This window comes from Cupriavidus gilardii, assembly GCF_013347325.1.
Classification (GTDB): domain Bacteria; phylum Pseudomonadota; class Gammaproteobacteria; order Burkholderiales; family Burkholderiaceae; genus Cupriavidus; species Cupriavidus gilardii.
In genome coordinates, this window is the sequence record NZ_CP054626.1 from 1,808,963 (window position 1) to 1,831,539 (window position 22,577).

Sequence of the window (22,577 nt, forward strand, 5' to 3'; positions counted from 1 at the left end):
GTAAAACAAGGCCCGCCATCCTGGCGGGCCCTGCTCCTGTACTGCGACAACCGGCCGCTCAGCGCTTGCGCGGCGGCGGCACGTCCGTGCAGACGCCCTCGTAGATCTCGGCCGCCATGCCGATCGACTCGCCCAGCGTCGGGTGCGGATGGATCGTCTTGCCGATATCGACCGCGTCGGCGCCCATCTCGATCGCCAGGCAGACTTCGCCAATCAGGTCGCCCGCATGCGTGCCGACGATGCCGCCGCCGATGATGCGGTGCGTTTCCTCGTCGAACAGCAGCTTGGTGAAGCCCTCGTCGCGGCCGTTGGCGATCGCGCGGCCCGAAGCGGCCCACGGGAAAACGCCCTTGCCGTACTTGATGCCCTGCGCCTTGCACTGTTCCTCGGTCAGGCCAGCCCACGCGACTTCCGGATCGGTATAGGCCACCGACGGAATCTGCCTGGCGTCGAAGTAGGCCTTCTCGCCGTGCGCGGCTTCCGCCGCCACGTGGGCCTCGTGCACGGCCTTGTGCGCCAGCATCGGCTGGCCGACGATGTCGCCGATCGCAAAGATGTGCGGCACGTTGGTGCGCATCTGGCTGTCGACCTCGATGAAGCCGCGGTCGGTCACCGCGACGCCCGCCTTCTCCGCACCGATCCGCTTGCCGTTGGGCGCGCGGCCCACCGACACCAGCACCAGGTCGTAGCGCTGCGCCTCCGCCGGAGCCTGCTCGCCCTCGAACTTGACGTAGACGCCATCGGCCTTGGCTTCGACCCCGACGGTCTTGGTCTTGAGCATCACCTTGTCGAAGCGATGCTTGTTCATCTTCTCCCAGACCTTGACGAGATCGCGGTCCGCGCCCTGCATCAGGCCGTCGAGCATTTCCACGACATCGATGCTGGCGCCCAGCGTGCTGTAGACCGTAGCCATTTCCAGCCCGATGATGCCGCCGCCGATCACCAGCATGCGCTTGGGGATCTCGCGCAGTTCCAGCGCGCCGGTCGAATCGACGATGCGCGGGTCTTCCGGGATGAACGGCAGTTTCACCGCCTGGCTGCCGGCCGCGATGATGGCCTTGTCGAAGCGGATCACCGTCTTCTTGCCGGTGGGCTCCTTGCCGTCGCCGCCGGTTTCCTGGACCTCGAGATGATGCGGATCGAGGAAGGTGCCGATGCCGCGCACGACCTGCACCTTGCGCGCCTTGGCCATGCCGGCGAGGCCGCCGGTCAGCTTGCCGACCACCGATTCCTTGTACTTGCGCAGGCCGTCCAGGTCGATCTTCGCGTCGCCGAACACGATGCCGTGCGCGGCCAGCGCCTTGGCCTCGTCGATGATCGCCGCGTTATGCAGCAACGCCTTCGACGGGATGCAGCCGACGTTCAGGCAAACCCCGCCCAGGCTCGCATAGCGCTCGACCAGCACGGTATTCATGCCGAGGTCGGCGCTGCGGAAGGCGGCCGAGTAGCCGCCGGGGCCGGCGCCCAGCACCAGCATCTCGCACTGGATGTCGGCACCGCCGGCATGCGTCGCCGCAGCCGGGGCCGGCGATGCTGCCGGCGCGGGCGCGGGCGCCGCAGCCGGGCTCGAAGCAGCCGGAGCCGCCGCGGGCGCGGGCGCCGGCGCTGCCGCCGCGGCCTGCGCCTCGACCGTGCAGATCACCGTGTCCTTGGCGACCTTGTCGCCGACCTTGACCTTGACCTCGACCACCTTGCCGGCCGCCGACGACGGTACATCTATGCTGGCCTTGTCCGACTCCAGCACGATCAGCGACTGTTCCTGCTCGATCGTGTCGCCCGGCTTGACCAGCACCTCGATCACCTCTACCGCGTCGAAATCGCCGATGTCCGGCACCTTGACTTCGATCACACTCATGCTTTGCTCCTGTGGCCGGGCCGCTTACAGCAGAATGCGGCGGAAATCGGCCAGCAGCTGACCGAAGTAGGTATTGAAGCGGGCCGCCTCGGCGCCGTCGATCACGCGGTGATCCCACGACAGCGACAGCGGCAGCGTCAGGCGCGGCACGAACTGCTTGCCGTCCCAGACCGGCTTCTGATACGACTTGCAGACGCCCATGATGGCCACTTCGGGCGCATTGATGATCGGCGTGAAGTAGGTACCGCCGAGGCCGCCGAGCGACGAGATCGAGAAGCAGCCGCCCTGCATCTGGTCGGGCTTGAGCTTGCCCTCGCGCGCCAGCTTGGCCAGTTCCGCCATCTCCTGCGCGATCTCGATCACGCCCTTCTTGTCGGCGTCCTTGATCACCGGCACGACCAGGCCGTTCGGCGTATCGGCGGCGAAGCCGATGTTGAAGTACTTCTTCAGGACGAGGTTGTCGCCGTCGAGCGAGGCATTGAAGTTCGGGAACTTCCTCAGCGCGGCGACCGTGGCCTTGATCATGAAGGCCAGCATCGTGACCTTGACGCCCTGCTTCTCATATTCCTTGTTCAGCTGCACGCGGAACGCTTCGAGCTCGGTGATGTCGGCCTCGTCGTGATTGGTCACGTGGGGGATCATCACCCAGTTGCGATGCAGGTTCGCGCCCGAAATCTTCTTGATGCGCGACAGCGGCTTGCTTTCGATCTCGCCGTAGCGGGTGAAATCGACCTTCGGCCACGGCAGCAGGCCGAGCTCGCCGCCACCGGCGCCGCCGGCGGCCGCCTGCGCGGGTGCCGCGGCCTGCCCGGTCATCACGCCCTTGACGTAGCGCTGCACGTCTTCGTGGGTGATGCGGCCCTTGGGACCGGAGCCCGGCACGCGCGACACGTCGACGCCCAGGTCGCGCGCGTACTTGCGCACCGACGGGCTGGCATGCGCGGCCTTGCCGCTGACGCCGGCCGGCGCGGACTGCGCCGCCGCAGCCTGCGCGGGGGCCGCCGCGGCAGCCGGAGCCGCTGCCGGTGCCGGTGCCGGAGCGGGCGCGGCGGCGGCCGGCGCGGGAGCCGGCGCCGCGGCAGGCGCGGCAGCGCCAGCCGGGGCAGCGCCGGCGCCCTCCAGGATCACGATCAGCGTGCCTTCGGACACGTTGTCGCCGACCTTGACCTTGACTTCCTTGACCACGCCGGCCGACGGCGACGGCACGTCCATCGTCGCCTTGTCCGATTCGAGCGTGATCAGCGATTCCTCGGCATTGACGCTGTCGCCGGGCTTGACGTGGACCTCGATGACCGGCACGCCTTCATAGTCGCCGATATCGGGCACCTTGACCTCGACGGTGCCGCCACCGCCGGCAGCGGCCGGGGCAGGCGCCGGCGCGGCGGCCGGAGCCGGTGCCGGGGTCGGTGCCGCGGCGGGCGCCGGGGCCGGGGCAGCCGCCGCCGGAGCCGGTGCGGGAGCGGCGGCGCCCGCGGGTTCGAGCATCACCAGCACCGAGCCTTCGGCCACGTTGTCGCCGACCTTGACCTTGACTTCCTTGACGGTACCGCCCTGCGGCGACGGCACGTCCATCGTCGCCTTGTCCGATTCCAGCGTGACCAGCGCATCTTCGGCGTTGATCGTGTCGCCCGGCTTCACGTGGACTTCGATGACGGGAACGGCGTCGTAGTCGCCGATATCCGGCACCTTGATTTCAATCGCTTGACTCATTCAGTGTCTCCTGGACAGGACGGCGCGCGTGACAACGAAGCGTCGAGATTACTTTGACGCACGTGCCTTGTCACGCCGCGGCGCCCCGGCCATTTACTGGACAACGCCCAGGCAAGGCCCGGGCGACCCGGGCACGGCACTGCCATGCCCAGGGGTTCGCGGGAGTGACAGCCGGATCAGACCGTCATCGGGTTCGGCTTGTTCGGATCGAGGTTGTACTTCTTGATGGCCTCGGCGACCTTGTCGCGCGCAATGGCGCCTTCGTCGGCGAGCGCCTTCAGCGCGGCCAGCGTGACCCAGTGGCGGTCCACCTCGAAGAAGTGGCGCAGCTTCTCGCGGGTATCCGAGCGGCCGAAGCCGTCGGTGCCCAGTACCACGTAGCGGCGCGGCACGAACGGGCGGATCTGCTCGGCGAACGCGCGCACGTAGTCGGTCGACGCGATCACCGGACCGCGCACCGACTTCAGGCACTGGGTCACGTGCGATTCGCGCGGCGTTTCGGTCGGATGCAGCAGGTTCCAGCGCTCGGCGGCCTGGCCTTCGCGGGCCAGCTCGGTGAAGCTCGGGCAGCTCCACAGATCCGACTCGACGCCCCAGTCCTTCTTCAGCAGTTCGGCGGCGGCGATCACCTCGCGGAAGATCGTGCCCGAGCCCAGCAGCTGCACGCGCGGCGCGTTGCTGTTCTCGGCGCCCTTGCGGAACGCGTACATGCCCTTGACGATGTCCTTCTCCACGCCAGCCGGCATTTCCGGATGCTCGTAGTTCTCGTTCATCACCGTCAGGTAGTAGTAGACGTCCTCCTGCTCCGCGTACATGCGGCGCAGGCCGTCCTGCATGATCACCGCCAGCTCGTACTGGAAGGTCGGGTCGTACGAGATGCAGTTCGGGATCACCGCGTGGAACACGTGCGAGTGGCCGTCCTCGTGCTGCAGGCCTTCGCCGTTCAGCGTGGTGCGGCCCGAGGTGCCGCCCAGCAGGAAGCCGCGCGAACGCATGTCGGCGGCGGCCCAGCACAGATCGCCGATCCGCTGGATGCCGAACATCGAGTAGTAGATGTAGAACGGGATCATCTGCACGCCGTGCGTCGAGTACGACGTGGCGGCCGCGATCCAGTCGCACATCGCGCCGGCTTCGTTGATGCCTTCCTGCAGCACCTGGCCAGTCTGCGATTCCTTGTAGAACATCAGCTGGTCGTGGTCTTCCGGCACGTACTTCTGGCCCTGCTGGTTCCAGATGCCGATCTGGCGGAACAGGCCTTCCATGCCGAAGGTGCGCGACTCGTCCGGGACGATGGGCACCACATGCTTGCCGATCTGCTTGTCCTTGAGCAGCGTGTTCAGGATCCGCACGAAGGCCATCGTGGTCGAGACCTCGCGGCCCTCGCCGGTGGCCTTGAGCAGCGCCGAGAACGCCGACAGGTCGGGCACCGGCAGCGGATCGGCCTTCTGGCGGCGCGTCGGCAGATAGCCGCCGAGCTCCATGCGGCGGGCGCGCATGTATTCGAGTTCCTTCGAGCCTTCCTCGAAGGTCAGGTACGGGACCTCTTCCAGCTTGTCGTCCGGCACCGGCAGATTGAACTGGTCGCGGAAGCGGCGGATCGCCTCGACCGGCATCTTCTTCTGCTGGTGGGTAATGTTCATCGCCTGGCCGGCATCGCCCATGCCGTAGCCCTTGATGGTCTTGGCCAGGATCAGCGTCGGCTGGCCCTTGTGCTCGGTGGCGGCCTTGTAGGCGGCGTAGATCTTGTGCGGATCGTGGCCGCCGCGGTTCAGGCGCCAGATGTCGTCATCGGACCAGTCGGCCACCATCGCCTTGAGCTCGGGCGTATTGAAGAAATGCTCGCGCACATAGGCGCCGTCCTTGGCCTTGAAGGTCTGGTACTCGCCGTCGACGCATTCCATCATGCGCTTCATCAGCAGGCCCTTGGTATCGCGCGCCAGCAGCGAATCCCAGCGGCTGCCCCAGATCACCTTGATCACGTTCCAGCCGGCGCCGCGGAATTCCGACTCCAGCTCCTGGATGATCTTGCCGTTGCCGCGCACCGGACCGTCCAGGCGCTGCAGGTTGCAGTTGATGACGAAGACCAGGTTGTCCAGCTGCTCGCGGCCGGCCATGCCGATCGCGCCCAGCGATTCCGGCTCGTCGGTCTCGCCGTCGCCGAGGAAGGCCCAGACCTTGCGGCCTTCGGTATTGACCAGGCCGCGGCTCTGCAGGTACTTCATGAAGCGGGCCTGGTAGATCGCCATGATCGGGCCCAGGCCCATCGATACGGTCGGGAACTGCCAGAAGTCCGGCATCAGCCACGGATGCGGGTACGACGAGATGCCCTTGCCGTCGACTTCCTGGCGGAAGTTGTCGAGCTGCTCGGTGGTCAGCCGGCCCAGCAGGAAGGCGCGCGAATAGACGCCCGGCGCCGAGTGGCCCTGCACGAAGACCAGGTCGCCGCCGTGCTTGTCCGACGGGGCATGCCAGAAGTGGTTGTAGCCGACGTCGTACAGCGTGGCCGCCGACGCGTAGGACGAAATGTGGCCGCCGACGTTGGTGTGCTTGTTGGCCCGCAGCACCATCGCCATCGCGTTCCAGCGCGAGTACGAACGGATGCGGTGCTCGATGTCCTGGTCGCCCGGGATGCGCGCCTGCTGCTCGACCGGGATCGTGTTGATGTACGGGGTTTCCGCGTGAAACGGCTGGGTCACGCCGTTGACGCGGGCATATTCTATCTGCTTGTCGATCAGGAAGGCCGCGCGCTCGCTACCTTCCGCGCCGATCACGCCCTGCAGGGCCTCCAGCCATTCTTGGGTTTCCTGCGGGTCGGCGTCGTTGGCGCCGGCTGCGCCGAGGATCTGCTCTGGTACGGCTGACATGGATCGTCTCCTGTGGAATGCGTGCGCCAGCAACGGCCGCTTTCGTGGGTGGCTGGCCTGGCGCTGTCTGACGGGGGTGCGGAGCGAAGCGTGGATGGGCGGATGGGCTGGCCTGTCACCGGCACCCGGACAAGGTCCGACCGCCTTCCTCCCGCATCGTTCGGTCGGCACCGATTCTATGGAAGGCCATTTCCCAGCACAAGCGAAATTTTCAAATTACGGTATCGTTTCTCATGATGCGAAATATTGCGGCGACGCACCACGAACCCGCCAGCCGCGCCACCATGCGGCCTGCGGGCAAACGGCCGGCGGCGCGTGCCGCATAGGCGCTTTCCCCAAGCGACGCACTGCAACAATCGAGCTACACTGCCCGGTCAGTCGTCAATCCCATCATGCTGTCCATCCACCGCCTCGTCCGCCGGCTGCTGCCGGCCCTCCGCCTGCCGATGATCCCCCCCTCCGCCGATGCCTCCCGCGATGCCGGCGGCGCCGGCATCGGCGGCGGCAGCCACGGCGCGATCGACCAGTTGAGCGCGCTGACGCCGCTGGATGCGCTCGAGGGGCTCGGCCCCGCCGACGAGGCCGCCGACGGCCGCCCCTTCACCGGTCCGCCGCGCGGACTGTGGTGGCTGCGCTGGCGCAACCTGGTCGCGACCAGCTGGTTCATGTTCATTCCGCTGGTCGCGATCGTGCTGTTCTCGGGCGCGATGGGCGTGATCCTGTGGTCGCTGCACGAGACCGAGCGCCAGCAGCAGCGCGACGCGCTGTATCGCGACGCCGCCTGGGCGCAGCAACGCGTGCGGCTGTCGCTGCTGAGCAATCAGGACCAACTGGCTTCGCTGGCGCGCGACATCGCCGCCGCGCAGCTGGACCAGCGCGCCTATCGCACCGCCGCGCAAGAGGTGCTGCGCGAAAACCCGGAAATCGTCTTCATCAACTGGCTCGACGCCACGCGCCGCGCGCGCTGGTCGCTGCCGTCCACGTCGGAGTTCGCGGCGCGGCTGCGCGAGACGCCGGAGCAGCCGCTCGAGCCGGAGGTGCTCGACACCTTCGACACCGCGCGCGAGACCCAGCGCGTCGTCTATTCGCGTCCGCTGGTCAACGAGCGCGGCGACAGCTTCATGCTGATGCAGGTGCCGATCGTGCGCGACAACGAGTTCCTCGGCACGCTGGGCGCGCTCTATTCGATCAACGGCATCCTGACCCATCTGCTGCCGCCCGAGCTGACCGAGCGCTACCGCTTCTCGCTGATCGACAAGAACAACCAGTTGCGCGCCAGCACCTCGCTGCGGCCGGTGCCCGCCACCGCGCTGTCCTACGAGGTGTTGCTCGACCCGCCGGGGCACTCGCTGTCGCTGCGCGCCGACGCCTATCCGCCCGCATCGAATCTGCCGAACAACATGCTGCTGTGGCTGGTGGTCGGGCTGTCGTGCTTCCTGCTGTGGAGCCTGTGGAGCATGTGGCGGCATACCAGCCGCCGCTCCGAGGCGCAGCGCGCGCTGCTGGCCGAGACCTCGTTCCGGCGCGCGATGGAAAACTCGATGCTGATCGGACTGCGCGCGCTGGACCTAAACGGCCGCATCACCTATGTGAACCCGGCCTTCTGCCGCATGACCGGCTGGCAGGAACACGATCTGGTCGGCCGCGTGCCGCCCTTCCCCTACTGGCCGCCCAACGACCAGCAGGAAATGCAGCGCCAGATCGATCTGACGCTGCAGGGCAAGTCGCCCACCGGCGGCTACGAGATGCACGTGATGCGCCGCGACGGCACCAGCTTCTTCGCCCGCATGTACGTGTCGCCGCTGATCGACAGCCGCGGCCGCCATACCGGCTGGATGAGCTCGATGACCGATATCACCGAGCCCAAGCGCGCGCGCGAGGAACTGGCCGCCGCGCACGACCGCTTCACCACCGTGCTGGAGAGTCTCGACGCCGCGGTGTCGGTGCTCGCCACCGACAAGCCGGAACTGCTGTTCGCCAACCGCTACTACCGGCAGCTGTTCGGCTGGGAACCCGAGGGCCATCTGAAGCTGGCCGGCGGCGAGGTCGAGCAGGAACAGGTGACCAGCGACCATACCGATTTCGTCGACGCCTATGCCGGCCTGCCCGCCTCCGAGCTGATGCCGTACGCATCGGACGCGCGCGAGATCTTCGTGCCGGACATGCAGAAGTGGTTCGAGGTGCGGCGCCGCTATATCCAGTGGGTCGACGGCCATCTGGCGCAGATGCAGATCGCCACCGACATCACCGTACGCAAGGCGGCCGAGGAAATGGCCCGCCAGCACGAGGAACGCCTGCAGTTCACCAGCCGCCTGACCACGATGGGCGAGATGGCCTCGTCGCTGGCGCACGAGCTGAACCAGCCGCTGGCGGCCATCAACAACTACTGCATGGGCGCGGTGGCGCGGCTGCGCTCGGGCCGCAGCACGCCCGAGGACCTGATGCCGATCCTGGAGAAGACGTCGGCCCAGGCCGTGCGCGCCGGCACGATCATCAGCCGCATCCGCGGCTTCGTCAAACGCAGCCAGCCGCAGCGGCGCGAGACCGCGCTGCACGATATCGTCGCCGACGCGGTGGGCCTGGCCGATATCGAGGCGACGCGCCGCCGCGTGACGATCCTGACCCGGCTGCCGCCCCCGCCGGTCATGCTCTATGTCGACCCGGTACTGATCGAGCAGGTGCTGGTCAATCTGCTGAAGAACGCGGTCGAGGCGATGTCGGGCCTGCCGGCGATGCGCGCGGCCGGCGTGGTGAGGCTGCACGCCCGCATCGACCAGGGCGAGCTCGGCCAGACCGTCTGCATCGACGTGATCGACCAGGGGCCGGGCGTGGACGAGGCCACCAAGGAACGGCTGTTCGAGCCGTTCTTCAGCACCAAGTCCGACGGCATGGGCATGGGCCTGAATATCTGCCGCTCGATCATCGAGTCGCACCAGGGCCGGCTGTGGGTCGAAAACAATGCGGACGGCATCGGCTGTACGTTTAAAATCATGCTGCCGCTGGAGCCGGAGGTTGCCGATCAGTGAGGCCCGCCGATGAGGGCCGATCGCCAGGCAACCGCTCCGCTGCCCCCGCCGTGGCGGGTGTGCGGCGCAGGCGGCCGGAGTTACACTAGCCGAATCGCACAGACGCAGCATCAGGAGACTTCATGACCGTAGCGCCAAACCCCACTCCCCACCGCGGCGAGACCGTCTTCATCGTCGATGACGATGAAGCGATGCGCGACTCGCTGACCTGGCTGCTGGAGGGCAATGGCTACCAGGTTCGCAGTTTCGCCAGCGCCGAGCAGTTCCTGGCCGCCTACGATGCCAACCAGGTCTCCTGCCTGATCCTGGACGTGCGGATGCCGGGCATGAGCGGTCCGGAACTGCAGGAGCGCATGATCGCGGAGAACATTCACCTCCCGATCGTCTTCATCACCGGCCATGGCGACGTGCCGATGGCGGTATCGACGATGAAGAAAGGCGCGATCGACTTCATCGAGAAGCCGTTCGACGAATCCGAGCTGCGGGCGCTGGTCGAGCGCATGCTGCAGAAGGCCCGGGCCGACCACTCGGCCGCGCGCGAGCAGCGCGCCGCGCAGGACCTGCTGGGCAAGCTGACCACGCGCGAACAGCAGGTGCTCGAGCGCATCGTCGCCGGACGGCTGAACAAGCAGATCGCCGACGACCTAGGCATCTCGATCAAGACGGTCGAGGCGCATCGCGCCAACATCATGGAAAAGCTCAACGTCAACACCGTGGCCGACCTGCTGCGGCTCGCGCTGTCGCGCAACAGCTGATCCGCGGGACAGGCCGGCTCGCGCCTGCCGCCTCCCGCGTTTGCTCTATCTACTTCGCAACCGATCCCATCTGGCCAGCGGCCGGCTTCTCGCCGGCGCTGCCCAGTTCGTTTTGCACCGCGCCTTGACGCCGTCCGCGGGTGCCGCCGCGGCGCGACACCTTATAATGTCACCCCTGCGACCCGGCCGGCCCTTCCCCGATGCGTCGGCCGATGGCGTCGCACCCGATTTCCATCTCCCAGCCGCTCTGCGTCCCCGCCCATGCCTGCCCAATTGATCGACGGCAACGCCCTTGCCAAGCAAATCCGTTCCGAAGCCGCCCAGCGCGCCGCCCGCCTGACCGAACGCGGTCACCAGCCCGGGCTCGCCGTGGTCCTGGTCGGCGAGGACCCGGCCAGCCAGGTCTATGTCCGCAACAAGGTCAAGGCGTGCGAGGACAACGGCTTCTTCTCGTCGCTGGACCGCTACCCGACCGATCTGTCCGAGACCGACCTGCTGGCCCGCATCGACGAACTCAATCGCGATCCGAAGATCCACGGCATCCTGGTGCAGCTGCCGCTGCCGAAACACATCGACAGCCACAAGGTGCTGGAGGCGATCGCCCCGGAGAAGGATGTCGACGGCTTCCACGTCGCCAACGCGGGCGCGCTGATGACCGGCGCCCCGCTGTTTCGTCCCTGCACGCCCTATGGCTGCATGAAGATGCTCGAGTCGATCCAGTATCCGCTGCGCGGCGCGCACGCGGTGGTGGTCGGCGCCTCCAATATCGTCGGCAAGCCGATGGCGATGCTGCTGCTGCAGGCCGGCGCGACCGTCACGATCTGCAACAGCAAGACGCGCGATCTCGGCGCCCATACGCGCCAGGCCGACGTGATCGTCGCCGCGGTGGGCCGCCGCAACCTGATCACGGCCGACATGGTCAAGCCCGGTGCGGTGGTGATCGATGTCGGCATGAACCGCGATGACGCCGGCAAGCTGTGCGGCGACGTCGATTTCGCCGGCGTACGCGAAGTGGCTGGCTATATCACGCCGGTGCCGGGCGGCGTCGGTCCGATGACGATCACCATGCTGCTGGTCAATACGCTGGAGGCGGCCGAGCGCGCGGCGGGCTGAGGCGAGCGCCGGTACACTCTGCGCAGACCACGCCGACAGGGCGCAGAAAAGCCGCTGGAAAATCGCCGGGCTGCCCCAAGCTGCGGAATATCCGAACGTCAACGCCACGCCAACGAGAAAGCCATGGATCAAGCCGACAAGAACGCCGCCAACCCGTTGCTGGACTTCAGCGACCTGCCCCGCTTCGCCGAGATCCGCCCCGAACATATCGGCCCGGCGCTGGACGTGCTGCTCGAAGCGGCGCAACGCGCCGTCGCGCTGGTCGAGGATCCGGCCCGGCCCGCCACGTGGGCCGATACCGTCGACACGCTGGAGCAGGCCACCGAGCCGCTGGGCCGCGCCTGGGGCGTAGTCGGCCACCTGAGCTCGGTCGCCGACACGCCGGCGCTGCGTCAGGCCCACGCCGAAAACCTGCCGCGCATGACCGAGTTCTGGTCCTCGCTGGGCCAGAATCTGGCGCTCTACGAAAAGTACAAGGCGCTGGCTGCCAGTCCCGAGTACGCGACGCTGAGCCCCGCGCGCAAGCAGCTGCTCGACAACGAGCTGCGCGGCTTCCGCCTCGGCGGCGCCGAACTGCCGGAGAAGCAGAAGCCGCGCTTTGCCGAGATCCAGGAGCAGCAGGCCCAGCTGGGCAAGGCCTTCTCGGACCACGTGCTGGACGCGACCAACGCCTATTCGCTGGTGATCGATGACCCGGCGCGCCTGGCCGGCCTGCCGCCCGACACGCTGGAAGCGGCGCGCGAGGCCGCGGCCAAGGATGGCAAGGAAGGCTGGAAGTTCACGCTGCATTTCCCCTCGTATTTCCCGGTGCTGCAGTACGCCGACGACCGCGCGCTGCGCCAGACGCTGTACGAGGCCAACGTCACGCGCGCGTCCGAGCTGAGCCCGCAGTACGGCACCGGACAGGCCGACTGGGACAACACCGCCAATATGCGCGAGCAGCTGGCGCTGCGCCGCGAAGAGGCCCGCATGCTGGGCTACGGCTCGTACGGCGAAGTGTCGCTGGTGCCCAAGATGGCCGACTCGCCGGCGGAAGTGCTGCGCTTCCTCGACGAACTCGCCGCCAAGGCGCGCCCCTATGCCGAGCGCGACTGGGCCGAGCTGCGCGAATTCGCCGCCAAGGAGCTCGGTCTGGCCGAACTCGCGCCGTGGGACGTCGCCTATGCGTCCGAGAAGCTGCGCCAGCAGCGCTATGCCTTCTCGGAACACGAGGTCAAGCAATACTTCCCCGAGCCCAAGGTGCTCGAAGGCCTGTTCGGCGTCGTGCAGAAGCTGTTCTCGGTGCGCATCGCACCGGACGAGGCGCAGACCTGGCACAAGGACGTGCGCTTCTATCGCGTGACGAGCCCGGACGGCACGCTGCTCGCGCAGTTCTACCTGGACCTGTACGCGCGCGAAGGCAAGCGCGGCGGCGCCTGGATGGACGACGCGCGCGGCCGCCGCGAGCGCGGCGACGGCACCGTGCAGACACCGGTCGCCTACCTGACCTGCAACTTCTCGGCGCCGGTCGGCGACAAGCCGGCGCTGTTCACGCACGACGAGGTCATCACGCTGTTCCATGAGTTCGGCCACGGCCTGCACCATATGCTGACCCAGGTCGGCGAGCTCGGCGTGTCCGGCATCAACGGCGTCGAATGGGATGCGGTCGAGCTGCCCTCGCAGTTCATGGAGAACTTCTGCTGGGAATACGAGGTGCTGGCCGACATGACCCGCCACGTCGATACCGGCGAGCCGCTGCCGCGCGCGCTGTTCGAGCGGATGCTGGCCGCGAAGAATTTCCAGAACGGCATGATGACGCTGCGCCAGATCGTGTTCTCGGCGTTCGACATGCATTTGCACACGGACTTCGATCCGGACGGCGACAAGTCGGTACTCGAACTGTCGCGCGAGATCAACGACCGCATCCACGTGGTGCCGCAGTACCCGCTGTCGCGCTGGCCCAATACCTTCAGCCATATCTTCGCCGGCGGCTATGCGGCGGGCTACTACAGCTACAAGTGGGCGGAGGTGCTGTCGGCCGATGTCTACGCCGCCTTCGAGGAAGCGGCGCAGCTGACCGGCAGCGTGCTCGACAGCGAGACCGGCGCGCGTTATCACCGCGAGATCCTGTCGGTCGGCGGCAGCCGCCCGGCGATGGAATCGTTCACCGCGTTCCGCGGCCGGCCGCCGCAGATCGATGCGCTGCTGCGCCACGGCGGGATGGCGGCATGAGCGGCGCGCCCGACGACCTGCTGGCCGGCATCGACGGCGCCGGCGCGGTGCCGGCCCCGGGCAGCACGCTGCCGCCACCGCTGCCCGCCACCGCGCCGGCCACGCTGCGGATCGCCTCGTGGAACGTCAACTCGCTGAAGATCCGGCTGCCGCAGGTGCTCGACTGGCTGATCGCGCAGGAAAACGCCGACACGCCGATCGACGCGCTGTGCCTGCAGGAACTGAAGCTGCCCGAGGACAAGTACCCGCTGGCGGAGCTGGAGAGTGCCGGATTCCACAGCATCTTCGTCGGCCAGAAGACCTATAACGGCGTGGCGATCCTGGCGCGCAATACCACGATGCCGCCCGCCGCCGACGTGGTGCGCAATATCCCGGGCTTCGAGGACGAGCAGCAACGCGTGGTCGCCGGCACCTATGGCGACGTGCGCCTGGTCTGCGCCTATTTCCCCAACGGCCAGGCGCCCGACAGCGACAAGTTCGCCTACAAGCTGCGCTGGCTCGAGGCGCTGACCGCGTGGCTGCGCGAGGAACTGCAGCGCTATCCGAAGCTGGCGCTGCTGGGCGACTTCAATATCGCGCCCGAGGATCGCGATGTGCACGACCCGGCCAAGTGGGAAGGCCAGAACCTGGTCTCCCCGCCGGAGCGCGCCGCCTTCCAGCGGCTGCTGGAACTGGGCTTCGCCGATGCCTTCCGGCTGTTCGAACAGCCGGAGAAGAGCTTCTCGTGGTGGGACTACCGGATGCTGGCGTTCCGCCGCAATGCCGGCCTGCGGATCGACCATATCCTGCTGTCGCCGGCGCTGCGCGAGCGCTGCACCGACTGCACGATCGACCGCACGCCGCGCAAATGGGAGCAGCCGTCGGACCATACGCCGGTCGTCGCCACGATGCGGCTCGGCTGAGCTTCATCGCTTCGAGCACATCGCCCGCCCGGGCGATGTTTTTCGAATGGCGGCGGCATCGCTTATCATGCGGGGCAGAGACACTACCGACGCGCCGGACCACGAGCCGGCGCGCAGCCCCTCGGGCCCGCCATGCAAGCCGTGCAACCCTTCCCTTCCTTCGCCTTTGTTCCCGCCCGCCTGACGACCGTCGCCGGCGCCACTGACCTGCCGCGGGACGCCGTTCCCGCGACCATCCGGTGACCGCGCCAGCGGCAAGCCGCCCCGTCCGCGGCTGGCAACGGCTGCTGCCGGCCTGGCGCCATCGGGTCAGCGCGGCGACGCTGCGCGCCGACATGCTGGCCGGGCTGCTCGGCGCGGTGCTGGTGCTGCCGCAGGGCGTGGCCTTCGCCACGCTGGCCGGGCTGCCGCCGCAGTACGGCATCTACGCGGCGGTGGTGCCCTGCATCGTTGCCGCGCTGTTCGGCTCGAGCTGGCACGTGATGTCCGGCCCGACCAATGCCAATTCGCTGGCGCTGTTTGCGATGCTCAGCCCGATCGCGTTCGCCGGCAGTCCCGAATACATCAATCTGGCGCTGGTCGTCACGATCCTGGTCGGCGTGCTGCAGTTGGCGGTCGGCACGCTGCGGCTCGGCTCGCTGGCCAACTTCATCTCGCCGTCGGTGCTGCTCGGCTTCACCTGCGGCGCGGCGTCGCTGATCGCGCTGTATGCGCTGAAGGATCTGTTCGGGCTGCAGGTGCCGACCGGCACCAGCGCCTTCGGCGTCGTGCGCCACCTGTTCGAGCAGGCCGCCACGATCAACTGGAGCGCGGCGGCAGTCGGCGCCGTGACGCTGGGCGTCACGCTGGCAGTCAAGCGCGTGTCCCGCCGGCTGCCGTTCATGCTGCTCGGGCTGCTGGCCGGCTTCCTGTGCGCCTGGCTGCTGAATCGCAGCGGCTGGGGCGGCGCCCATCATGTCGACGTGGTCGGGCCGATTCCCGCCGCGGTGCCGCCCTTGCGCATTCCCGATATCCCGTGGGACCGGCTGTCCGATCTGCTGGGCATCGCGTCGGCGCTGACCATCGTCGCGCTCGGCCAATCGATCTCGATCGCGAAGGCTGTCGCGCTGCGCTCGGGCCAGCACATCGACGCCAATCGCGAATTCATCGGCCAGGGGCTGTCGAACATCGCCGGCGGCTTCTTCTCGGCCTATATCTCCTGCGGCTCGCTGAACCGCTCGATGCCGAATTTCGAGGCCGGCGCGCAGACGCCGCTCGCCAGTGTGTTCTCCGCCGTGCTGCTGGTCGCGCTGGTCGCGGTCAGCGCGCCGCTGCTGGCGCAGATTCCGCTGGCGGCGATCGCCGCGATGCTGCTGCTGGTGGCCTGGGGCCTGTTCGATTTCGCCCGGCTGCGCCGCATCGCGCGGCTCTCGCGCACCGAGTTCGCGATCGCGCTCGGCACCTTCGCCGCCACGCTGGTAATCCGGCTGGAAATGGCGGTGCTGCTCGGCACCGTGCTGTCGCTGGTCGCCTATCTGTACCGCACCTCGCGGCCGGCCGTGCGCACGCTGGTGCCCGACGCCGACGATCCCGACCGCCGCTTCACGCCGCTGGACGAACTGCGCCGCCCGCAGCCGGAATGCCCGCAGCTGAAACTGATCCGGATGGAAGGCGCGATCTTCTTCGGCGCGGTGCAGTACGTGACCGACCGGCTGCACGAGGCGCGCGCGCAGATGCCGACGCAGACGCGGCTGCTGGCGATGACCAAGAGCATGAACTTCATCGACCTGGCCGGCGCGGAAATGTGGGAGACGGAACTGGCCGAGCGCCGCGCGCTGGGGGGCGACCTCTATTTCCATCGCCCGCGCTCGCAGGTGCTGCAGACCTGGGCGCAGACCGGCTTTATCGCCAAGCTCGGCGAGGACCATATCTTCGCCACCAAGCGGCACGCCTTGCACAGCATCGTGCCGACGCTCGACCCGAAGATCTGCGCCACATGTACGGTGCGGGTGTTCGAGGAATGTCCGCATGAGCCCGCGGCTGGCGCGGTGGAAGCGGGAAGACAGTGGAAGCGGTGAAGCGGTGAAGCGGTGAAGCGCAAATGAAAAACGCCGGCATGAAACCGGCGCCAGACTGGGTCCAGCCGCAGCGCGCCCTGTTGCCCGGACCGTAGCGGCCCGGTGCGGGCGCCCCTGCTCAGACGGGCGCCACGTGCGCGCGCTTGACCACGATGGGCTGCGGCACGCCCTGTTCGATCAACACGACTGCGGCGCGTTCGATGGTATCGCGACCGGCGCGGAATGCCTCTTCGAGCGACAGCACCTGGTCGGCGCTGAACCCTTCCCACAATGCCTCGCGCGTGACCACGCAGGTCACCTTCTGGCCGTCGACAATGGCATGAAACAGCAAGCCTTCGTTATTGATGTCATAACGATCTTGCTCCTGGAATTTGATCTCCATCGGTACAGCCCTCCATTGCAAGTGAGTGGGCATCCTAACATGGGTCCCGCCGACGCCGCAGAAAAGTCCTTTGCGAAGATCGGTCATCTGCCGAGACTGCCGCGCTCATGCCGAGTTCCGTCGGCGCGCGCAAATTTCGTCACGGACAACGAAGCGAGCTTCCGTGCCGGCATTTGACAACTTTGCAAATGATGCTAGAATCTCGGACTTCGTTGGGGCGTTAGCTCAGTTGGTAGAGCAGCGGACTCTTAATCCGTAGGTCGAGTGTTCGAGTCACTCACGCCCCACCAGCGAATATTGTAGAAAAGGCCGGGCTGCTTCGCAGCGCCGGCCTTTTTGTTTGGGCTGACCCGTCCTGAATACGGTTGACACTTTTCCTGTCGAGATTGGGAGAGTGCTGTGGAGAGGGAACGGAAGCGAACGCAACGTGACTACACGCTGGCTTTTAAGTTGGCAGTTGTGGAGGCGGTGGAAAAAGGCGAACTGACGTACAAACAGGCGCAGCGCAAGTACGGCATCCAGGGCCGGTCTACAGTACTGGTATGGTTGCGCAAGCATGGACTACAGGACTGGAGCGGCTCGTTGCCCCGGGGCGTCCAGTACGCCAGGATGGAAAACCAAGACAAGACCAAACCGGTTACGCCAGAACAGCGGATCAAGGAGTTGGAAGTCCAGTTGCGCGAAGCGCAGGAGAAAGCGCGCCTGTTCGAGGCAGTGATTGACGTGATCCAGAAGGAGCACGGGGGGCGCATCGTAAAAAAGCCTTTGGGCAGGTCCTCACGCAAGAGCTCGTCCAAGGGCTAAGCGTTAGCAAGGCCTGCCGTTACTTCGGCATCAGCCGTCAGGCTTACTACAAGCGCCGCGACAGCGAACTGCGGCAGGCCGCTCGGGATAGTGCGATCTGTGCGCTGGTCAAGCAGGTGCGGCTGCGCCAGCCTCGCATAGGTACGCGCAAGCTGCAGCAAGTACTGCGGGCCCCGATGGAGAGGGCCGATATCCAGCTCGGTCGTGACCGGCTGTTCGAAGTGCTGCGCGCGGCCAGGCTACTGGTGAAGCCGCATCGGGCCTATCACAAGACCACCGACAGCCACCACCGCTTTCGCCGCCATCCAAACTTGCTCAAGGATGGACCGCAAAAGGTCGTACCCACTGCACCAGAACAGCTCTGGGTCGCTGACATTACGTACCTGCCCACGACGCACCAGACGGTCTACCTTAGCCTGGTCACCGACGCCTACTCACGAAAGATCGTGGGCTACCACGTCCACGATAGCCTGCAGACCGAGCAAGTGAGCCAGGCCCTGAAGATGGCGCTGCGCTCACGCCAGACCCGGCAGCCCTTGGTACACCATTCGGATCGCGGCATTCAATACTGCTCGACTTACTATCAGGCTATCCATCAGCGGCACGGCCTGACCTGCTCGATGACCGATGGCTACGACTGCTATCAAAACGCCATGGCCGAGCGCATTAACGGCATCCTCAAGAGCGAGTTCCTCTTGAACCGTCCGCGAGATCTGCTGCAAGCTGCCCGTATGGTCCGAGAGTCAGTACAGATCTATAACGGCGAGCGTCCGCATCAGGCCTTGAAATACAAAACGCCCGATGAGGTCCATCGGGCGTTGCTCACCTTGGCTCAATAAGACCAGGCAACCGCAAAAGAACTGTCAACCTATGTCAGGACTTGACAGGCTCGCATCGTGCAGCGATTTGCAGCCCTTGGCATCGGCTTCAGACAGTAGCCGCGCGATAGCCAGCGTTGGATATTCGACGCCGATTCAACGCCTCGCCGCGGCCAGTTCCCGCGCCAGGCGCCGATGCTCGGTCAGCACCGTCGGCAGATCGGCGCTCAGCAGCACGCCGTCGCGCACCACTATCCTGCCGTTGATCACGCTGGCCGACACCGTGCCGGGCGTGCAGAACACCAGCGCGGCGACCGGATCGTGCCCGGCGCCGGCATAGCCGACCGCCGACATGTCGAAGGCGACGAAGTCGGCCGACATGCCCGGCGCAAGCGCGCCGATATCGTCGCGGTTCAGCACCTTCGCGCCGCCCAGCGTGGCGATCTCCAGCGCCTCGCGCGCGCCCATCGCCGCGGGCCCATAGCCGACCCGTTGCAGCAGCATGGCCTGGCGCACCTCGCCCAGCATGTGGGCGCCATCGTTCGATGCGCTGCCGTCGACGCCCAGCCCGACCGGCACGCCGGCGTCGCGCATGGCACGCACCGGCGCAATGCCCGAAGCCAGACGCATGTTCGAACAGGGGCAGTGCGCGACGCCAGTGCCGGTGCGTGCGAACAGTGCAATGCCATCTGCGTCGAGCTTGACGCAGTGCGCGTGCCAGACGTCGTGTCCGACCCAGCCCAGGTCCTCGGCATACTGGGCAGGCGTCATGCCGAAGCGCTCCAGCGAATAGGCGACGTCATTGTCGTTCTCGGCCAGATGGGTATGCAGGGAGACGCCATAGTGGCGCGCCATCGTGGCCGACTCGCGCATCAGCTCGCGCGACACCGAGAACGGCGAGCACGGGGCCAGCACCACGCGCAGCATCGCGTGGCGCGAGGCATCGTGGTACTGCTCGATCAGCCGCTGGCTGTCGCGCAGGATCGCCTCCTCCTGCTCGACCACCGCATCGGGCGGCAGCCCGCCCTTGCTGCGGCCGACGCTCATCGAGCCACGCGCCGCATGGAAACGCATGCCCATCTGCGCCGCCGCCTCGATCGCGTCGTCCAGCCGCGAGCCGTTCGGATACAGATAGAGGTGGTCGCTGGTGGTGGTGCAGCCCGACAGCATCAGCTCGGCCATCGCGGTGCGGGTCGACGCGGCGATCATGCGCGGCGTCAGGTTGGCCCACAGCATGTACAGCTCGCCGAGCCAGCCGAACAGTTCGGCATCCTGCGCGGCGGGCACCGCGCGCGTCAGGCTCTGGTACATGTGGTGGTGCGTGTTGATCAGGCCGGGCAGCACGACATGGCCTCGCATGTCGAGGACCTGCGCGCTGCCATCGTCGATGCGCGCGCGCCAGTCGGCCGGCAGGTCGGCGGTCGCGCCGACCCACTGGATCGCCGGCCCTTCGGCGACCAGCGCGCCGTCGGCAATCTCGCGGCGGTTTGCGTCCATCGTCACCAGGACGTCGGCATGGATCAGGATCAGCGTCATAGCGGGGGTCTCCGTGGCGAATCAGACAGCGGGCGCCAGTCTACTGGCCACCCGCCGGGCCGCGATAGCGCCGATTTGCGCCCACGGTGTGCACATTGCGCGCACACCGGCGAGGATCGGGCCCCGGCGATGCCTTCACCGACCGCAAGCCAACGTCAACGCTGTGCCCCGCCGGACAGCGCCTTCAGCGCGGCCCCGATCCGCTCGGCCATCAGCGCCGCCGCCGACTCCAGCGGGCCGCGTGCCCGCGCGCACAGCGTGAGCCGTTGCAACGGCAAGGCCGGATCGCGCAACGGCACGAACACCAGCGTGCCGGCCTCCAGCTCCTCGATCGCGTCGAGCGGATTGAGCAGCGCGATGCCGGCGCCCAGCATCACAAGCCGGCGCATCAGTACGGTGGAACCGGCCTCGACGGCCGGCGGCACGGGAATCGCGGCACGGACGAAGGCGTCGTCGAGCAGGCCGCGGATCGACATCGTCGCGACCGGCAGGATCAGCGGATAGCCGACGCACTCGGCCAGCAACGCCGACGATTGCTCGGCCAGCGGATGCCCGGGCGCGACCACCGCGCCGATCGGCCATTCCCCCGCGGCCAGTGTCGCGAACGCCGGCGTCGGCGCCAGGTCGTAGCCCAGCCCGAGGTCGGCGTCGCCCTCGGCCAGCGCGGCAACGATCTCGGCGACCGGCAGGTCGAGCACGCGCACCACGATGCCGGGATGGCGGCGGCGGAAATCGTGAATCAGCGTAGGCAGCAGCGAGCCGGCCAGCCCGGCGGTGGTTGCCACCGTGACGATGCCCTGCTGCCCCGCGTTGTACGCCACGATCCGCTCGCGCAGCGCGTCATGCTCGCGCAACGTCTGCCGCACGTGGGCCAGCACCATCTCGCCCAGCGGCGTCAGCCTCAGCCGGCGCTGGATCCGCTCGAACAGCGGCGCGCCCAGCTCCGCCTCCAGATCGAGAATCTGCCGGTTGATCGCGGTCGGCGCGACGTGCAGCGCTTCGGCCGCCTTGCGGATCGAACCGCGGCGGACCACTTCATCGAGATAGCGCAACACGCGGGCATGCATCGGACCAGGTCTCCGGGATACGGCGGCGCGGCGGGGGCCGCGGGACAGCGGGGCATTGTAGCCGCGGAGCCGCCGAGACCCGCGCCAGGCGCTGCCGGCATCGCTTCGGCACTTGCAAACCCGAAAGGTCCACGCTAGAATAGCGGACTTCGTTGGGGCGTTAGCTCAGTTGGTAGAGCAGCGGACTCTTAATCCGTAGGTCGAGTGTTCGAGTCACTCACGCCCCACCACCGAATTCCAGACAAGGCCGGACTGCATCGCAGCCCGGCCTTTTTGTTTGCCTCCGTCCTTCCGTCGTCCCTCCCTGGTACGCAGCCCTTGTTACGGGTTGTTACGGATATCCCCGCCACGCCTTTCCGGGTTGAATGCCGGTCCGGGCATATTACGAAACCAAGTTCCGCAATACGGAACTATGCCCGCCCCGACCGGCGCCCCGCCCTTCGCGGCGCGCCGGCCAACGCAACAGATGGAGGCATTCTTGAAATCCGCATTGACCGCCAGCGTGGCAGCCTGCCTGGCCGCATTCGGCCTGACCCATGGCGCCGCGCATGCCCAGGGCAACTATCCCAACAAGCCGGTGCGGCTGATCGTCCCGTTCGCCGCCGGCGGCACCACCGATATCGTGGCCCGCGCCGTGTCCGACGCGCTGGGCCGCGCGCTGGGCCAGGTCGTGGTGGTGGAGAACCGGGGTGGCGGCGGTGGCGCGATCGGCGCCGACGCGCTGGCCAAGTCGGCTCCCGACGGCTACACGATCGGCATCGCCACGGTCAGCACGATGGCGACCAACCCCGCCACCAATCCGAAGAACCCATACGATCCGCTGAAGGACTTCGCGCCGATCACCAACCTGGTCAACGTGCCGAACGTGCTGACCGTCAATCCGAAGGTCCCGGCCAAGAACCTGAAGGAGTTCATCGCGCTGCTGCGCGCCGAGCCCGGCAAGTACAGCTACGCGTCGGCCGGCAAGGGCAGCATCTCCCATCTGGACGGCGAGCTGTTCAAGCTGACCACCAGGACCGACATGGTCCACGTGCCGTACCGCGGCTCGGGCCCGGCGCTGAACGACACGCTGGCCGGCCAGGTCAGCGGCCAGTTCGACAACCTGCCGTCGTCGATGCCGCATATCCAGGCCGGCAAGCTGCGCGCGCTGGCGGTGGCGGCGCCCAAGCGCGTCGCGGGCCTTCCCGATGTGCCGACCTTCGCCGAAGAAGGCATGAAGGACAACAACAATATGGCCTGGTACGGGCTGGTCGCGCCGGCCGGCACGCCGCCGGCGATCGTCGCGCGCCTGCACGAGGCCGCGGTCAAGGCCCTGCAGGATCCGGCCGCCAAGCGCCGGCTGACCGAGAGCGGCGCCTATCCGGACGGCAACACGCCGCAGCAGTTCGCCGCGCAAATCAAGCGCGAACTGGAACTGCGCAAGAAGATCGCGCAGGAGCAGAAGATCACGCTCGAGTGATTCCGTACTGAACGTGCT

At 67.3% G+C, this 22,577-nt stretch carries 14 protein-coding genes and 2 tRNA genes; 10 read left to right on the plus strand and 6 right to left on the minus strand.

Features of this window, described 5'->3' with window-relative positions; genetic code table 11:
• Nucleotides 1-58: 58 nt before the first annotated feature.
• The 3 genes from lpdA to aceE form a co-directional block, all read right to left on the minus strand.
• The gene (gene lpdA / locus FOB47_RS18450; RefSeq protein ID WP_174781774.1) at nucleotides 59-1,855 is read right to left on the minus strand and encodes a dihydrolipoyl dehydrogenase; all 1,797 of its coding nucleotides are present in this window, start codon (nucleotides 1,853-1,855) and stop codon (nucleotides 59-61) included.
• Between the two features lie 24 nt (nucleotides 1,856-1,879).
• Entirely contained in the window at nucleotides 1,880-3,565 is a 1,686-nt protein-coding gene (aceF, locus tag FOB47_RS18455) for a dihydrolipoyllysine-residue acetyltransferase (RefSeq protein WP_174781775.1), read from the minus strand.
• 176 nt (nucleotides 3,566-3,741) lie between these two features.
• Complete coding sequence (aceE, locus tag FOB47_RS18460; protein WP_053821994.1) at nucleotides 3,742-6,429, minus strand: pyruvate dehydrogenase (acetyl-transferring), homodimeric type; 2,688 nt, start codon at nucleotides 6,427-6,429, stop codon at nucleotides 3,742-3,744.
• A 446-nt stretch (nucleotides 6,430-6,875) separates the two neighbouring features.
• On the opposite strand from aceE, the gene FOB47_RS18465 reads away from it, so the two are divergent.
• From FOB47_RS18465 to FOB47_RS18490, 6 genes are all read left to right on the plus strand, one after another.
• On the plus strand, nucleotides 6,876-9,455 hold the full coding sequence (locus tag FOB47_RS18465) for a PAS domain S-box protein (protein ID WP_390884889.1): 2,580 nt from the start codon (nucleotides 6,876-6,878) through the stop codon (nucleotides 9,453-9,455).
• A gap of 122 nt (nucleotides 9,456-9,577) precedes the next feature.
• On the plus strand, nucleotides 9,578-10,210 hold the full coding sequence (locus tag FOB47_RS18470) for a response regulator transcription factor (protein ID WP_006578226.1): 633 nt from the start codon (nucleotides 9,578-9,580) through the stop codon (nucleotides 10,208-10,210).
• 261 nt (nucleotides 10,211-10,471) lie between these two features.
• Nucleotides 10,472-11,323 (plus strand): bifunctional methylenetetrahydrofolate dehydrogenase/methenyltetrahydrofolate cyclohydrolase FolD, encoded by an 852-nt coding sequence (folD, locus tag FOB47_RS18475; RefSeq protein WP_174781777.1) that lies wholly within the window; start codon nucleotides 10,472-10,474, stop codon nucleotides 11,321-11,323.
• Between the two features lie 123 nt (nucleotides 11,324-11,446).
• A complete protein-coding gene (locus tag FOB47_RS18480; protein WP_174781778.1) occupies nucleotides 11,447-13,534 on the plus strand; it encodes a M3 family metallopeptidase in 2,088 nt (695 codons plus the stop codon).
• A 104-nt stretch (nucleotides 13,535-13,638) separates the two neighbouring features.
• The gene (gene xth, locus FOB47_RS18485) at nucleotides 13,639-14,436 is read left to right on the plus strand and encodes an exodeoxyribonuclease III (RefSeq protein ID WP_053823120.1); all 798 of its coding nucleotides are present in this window, start codon (nucleotides 13,639-13,641) and stop codon (nucleotides 14,434-14,436) included.
• A 335-nt stretch (nucleotides 14,437-14,771) separates the two neighbouring features.
• Complete coding sequence (locus FOB47_RS18490) at nucleotides 14,772-16,493, plus strand: SulP family inorganic anion transporter (RefSeq protein WP_174782498.1); 1,722 nt, start codon at nucleotides 14,772-14,774, stop codon at nucleotides 16,491-16,493.
• Nucleotides 16,494-16,611: 118 nt separating this feature from the next.
• On the opposite strand, the gene FOB47_RS18495 is transcribed toward FOB47_RS18490, so the two are convergent.
• A complete protein-coding gene (locus FOB47_RS18495) occupies nucleotides 16,612-16,875 on the minus strand; it encodes a DUF1488 family protein (protein WP_006579010.1) in 264 nt (87 codons plus the stop codon).
• A 214-nt stretch (nucleotides 16,876-17,089) separates the two neighbouring features.
• Here FOB47_RS18495 and FOB47_RS18500 point away from each other — a divergent pair.
• A tRNA-Lys gene (locus tag FOB47_RS18500) sits at nucleotides 17,090-17,165 on the plus strand.
• 109 nt (nucleotides 17,166-17,274) lie between these two features.
• A protein-coding gene (locus tag FOB47_RS18505; RefSeq protein WP_420070542.1) for an IS3 family transposase occupies nucleotides 17,275-18,518 on the plus strand; the annotation gives its coding sequence in 2 pieces (ribosomal slippage) (nucleotides 17,275-17,629 and nucleotides 17,629-18,518; 1,245 coding nt in all).
• A gap of 135 nt (nucleotides 18,519-18,653) precedes the next feature.
• Here FOB47_RS18505 and FOB47_RS18510 read toward each other — a convergent pair.
• Nucleotides 18,654-20,033 carry an 8-oxoguanine deaminase gene (locus tag FOB47_RS18510; RefSeq protein ID WP_174781779.1) on the minus strand — a complete coding sequence of 460 codons (1,380 nt, stop codon included), beginning with the start codon at nucleotides 20,031-20,033 and terminating at the stop codon, nucleotides 18,654-18,656.
• Between the two features lie 155 nt (nucleotides 20,034-20,188).
• Nucleotides 20,189-21,100 carry a LysR family transcriptional regulator gene (locus FOB47_RS18515; RefSeq protein WP_174781780.1) on the minus strand — a complete coding sequence of 304 codons (912 nt, stop codon included), beginning with the start codon at nucleotides 21,098-21,100 and terminating at the stop codon, nucleotides 20,189-20,191.
• A 154-nt stretch (nucleotides 21,101-21,254) separates the two neighbouring features.
• Here FOB47_RS18515 and FOB47_RS18520 point away from each other — a divergent pair.
• Nucleotides 21,255-21,330 (plus strand) — tRNA-Lys (locus FOB47_RS18520).
• Nucleotides 21,331-21,566: 236 nt separating this feature from the next.
• Nucleotides 21,567-22,559 (plus strand): tripartite tricarboxylate transporter substrate binding protein BugE, encoded by a 993-nt coding sequence (locus tag FOB47_RS18525; protein ID WP_390884849.1) that lies wholly within the window; start codon nucleotides 21,567-21,569, stop codon nucleotides 22,557-22,559.
• Nucleotides 22,560-22,577: the final 18 nt, after the last annotated feature.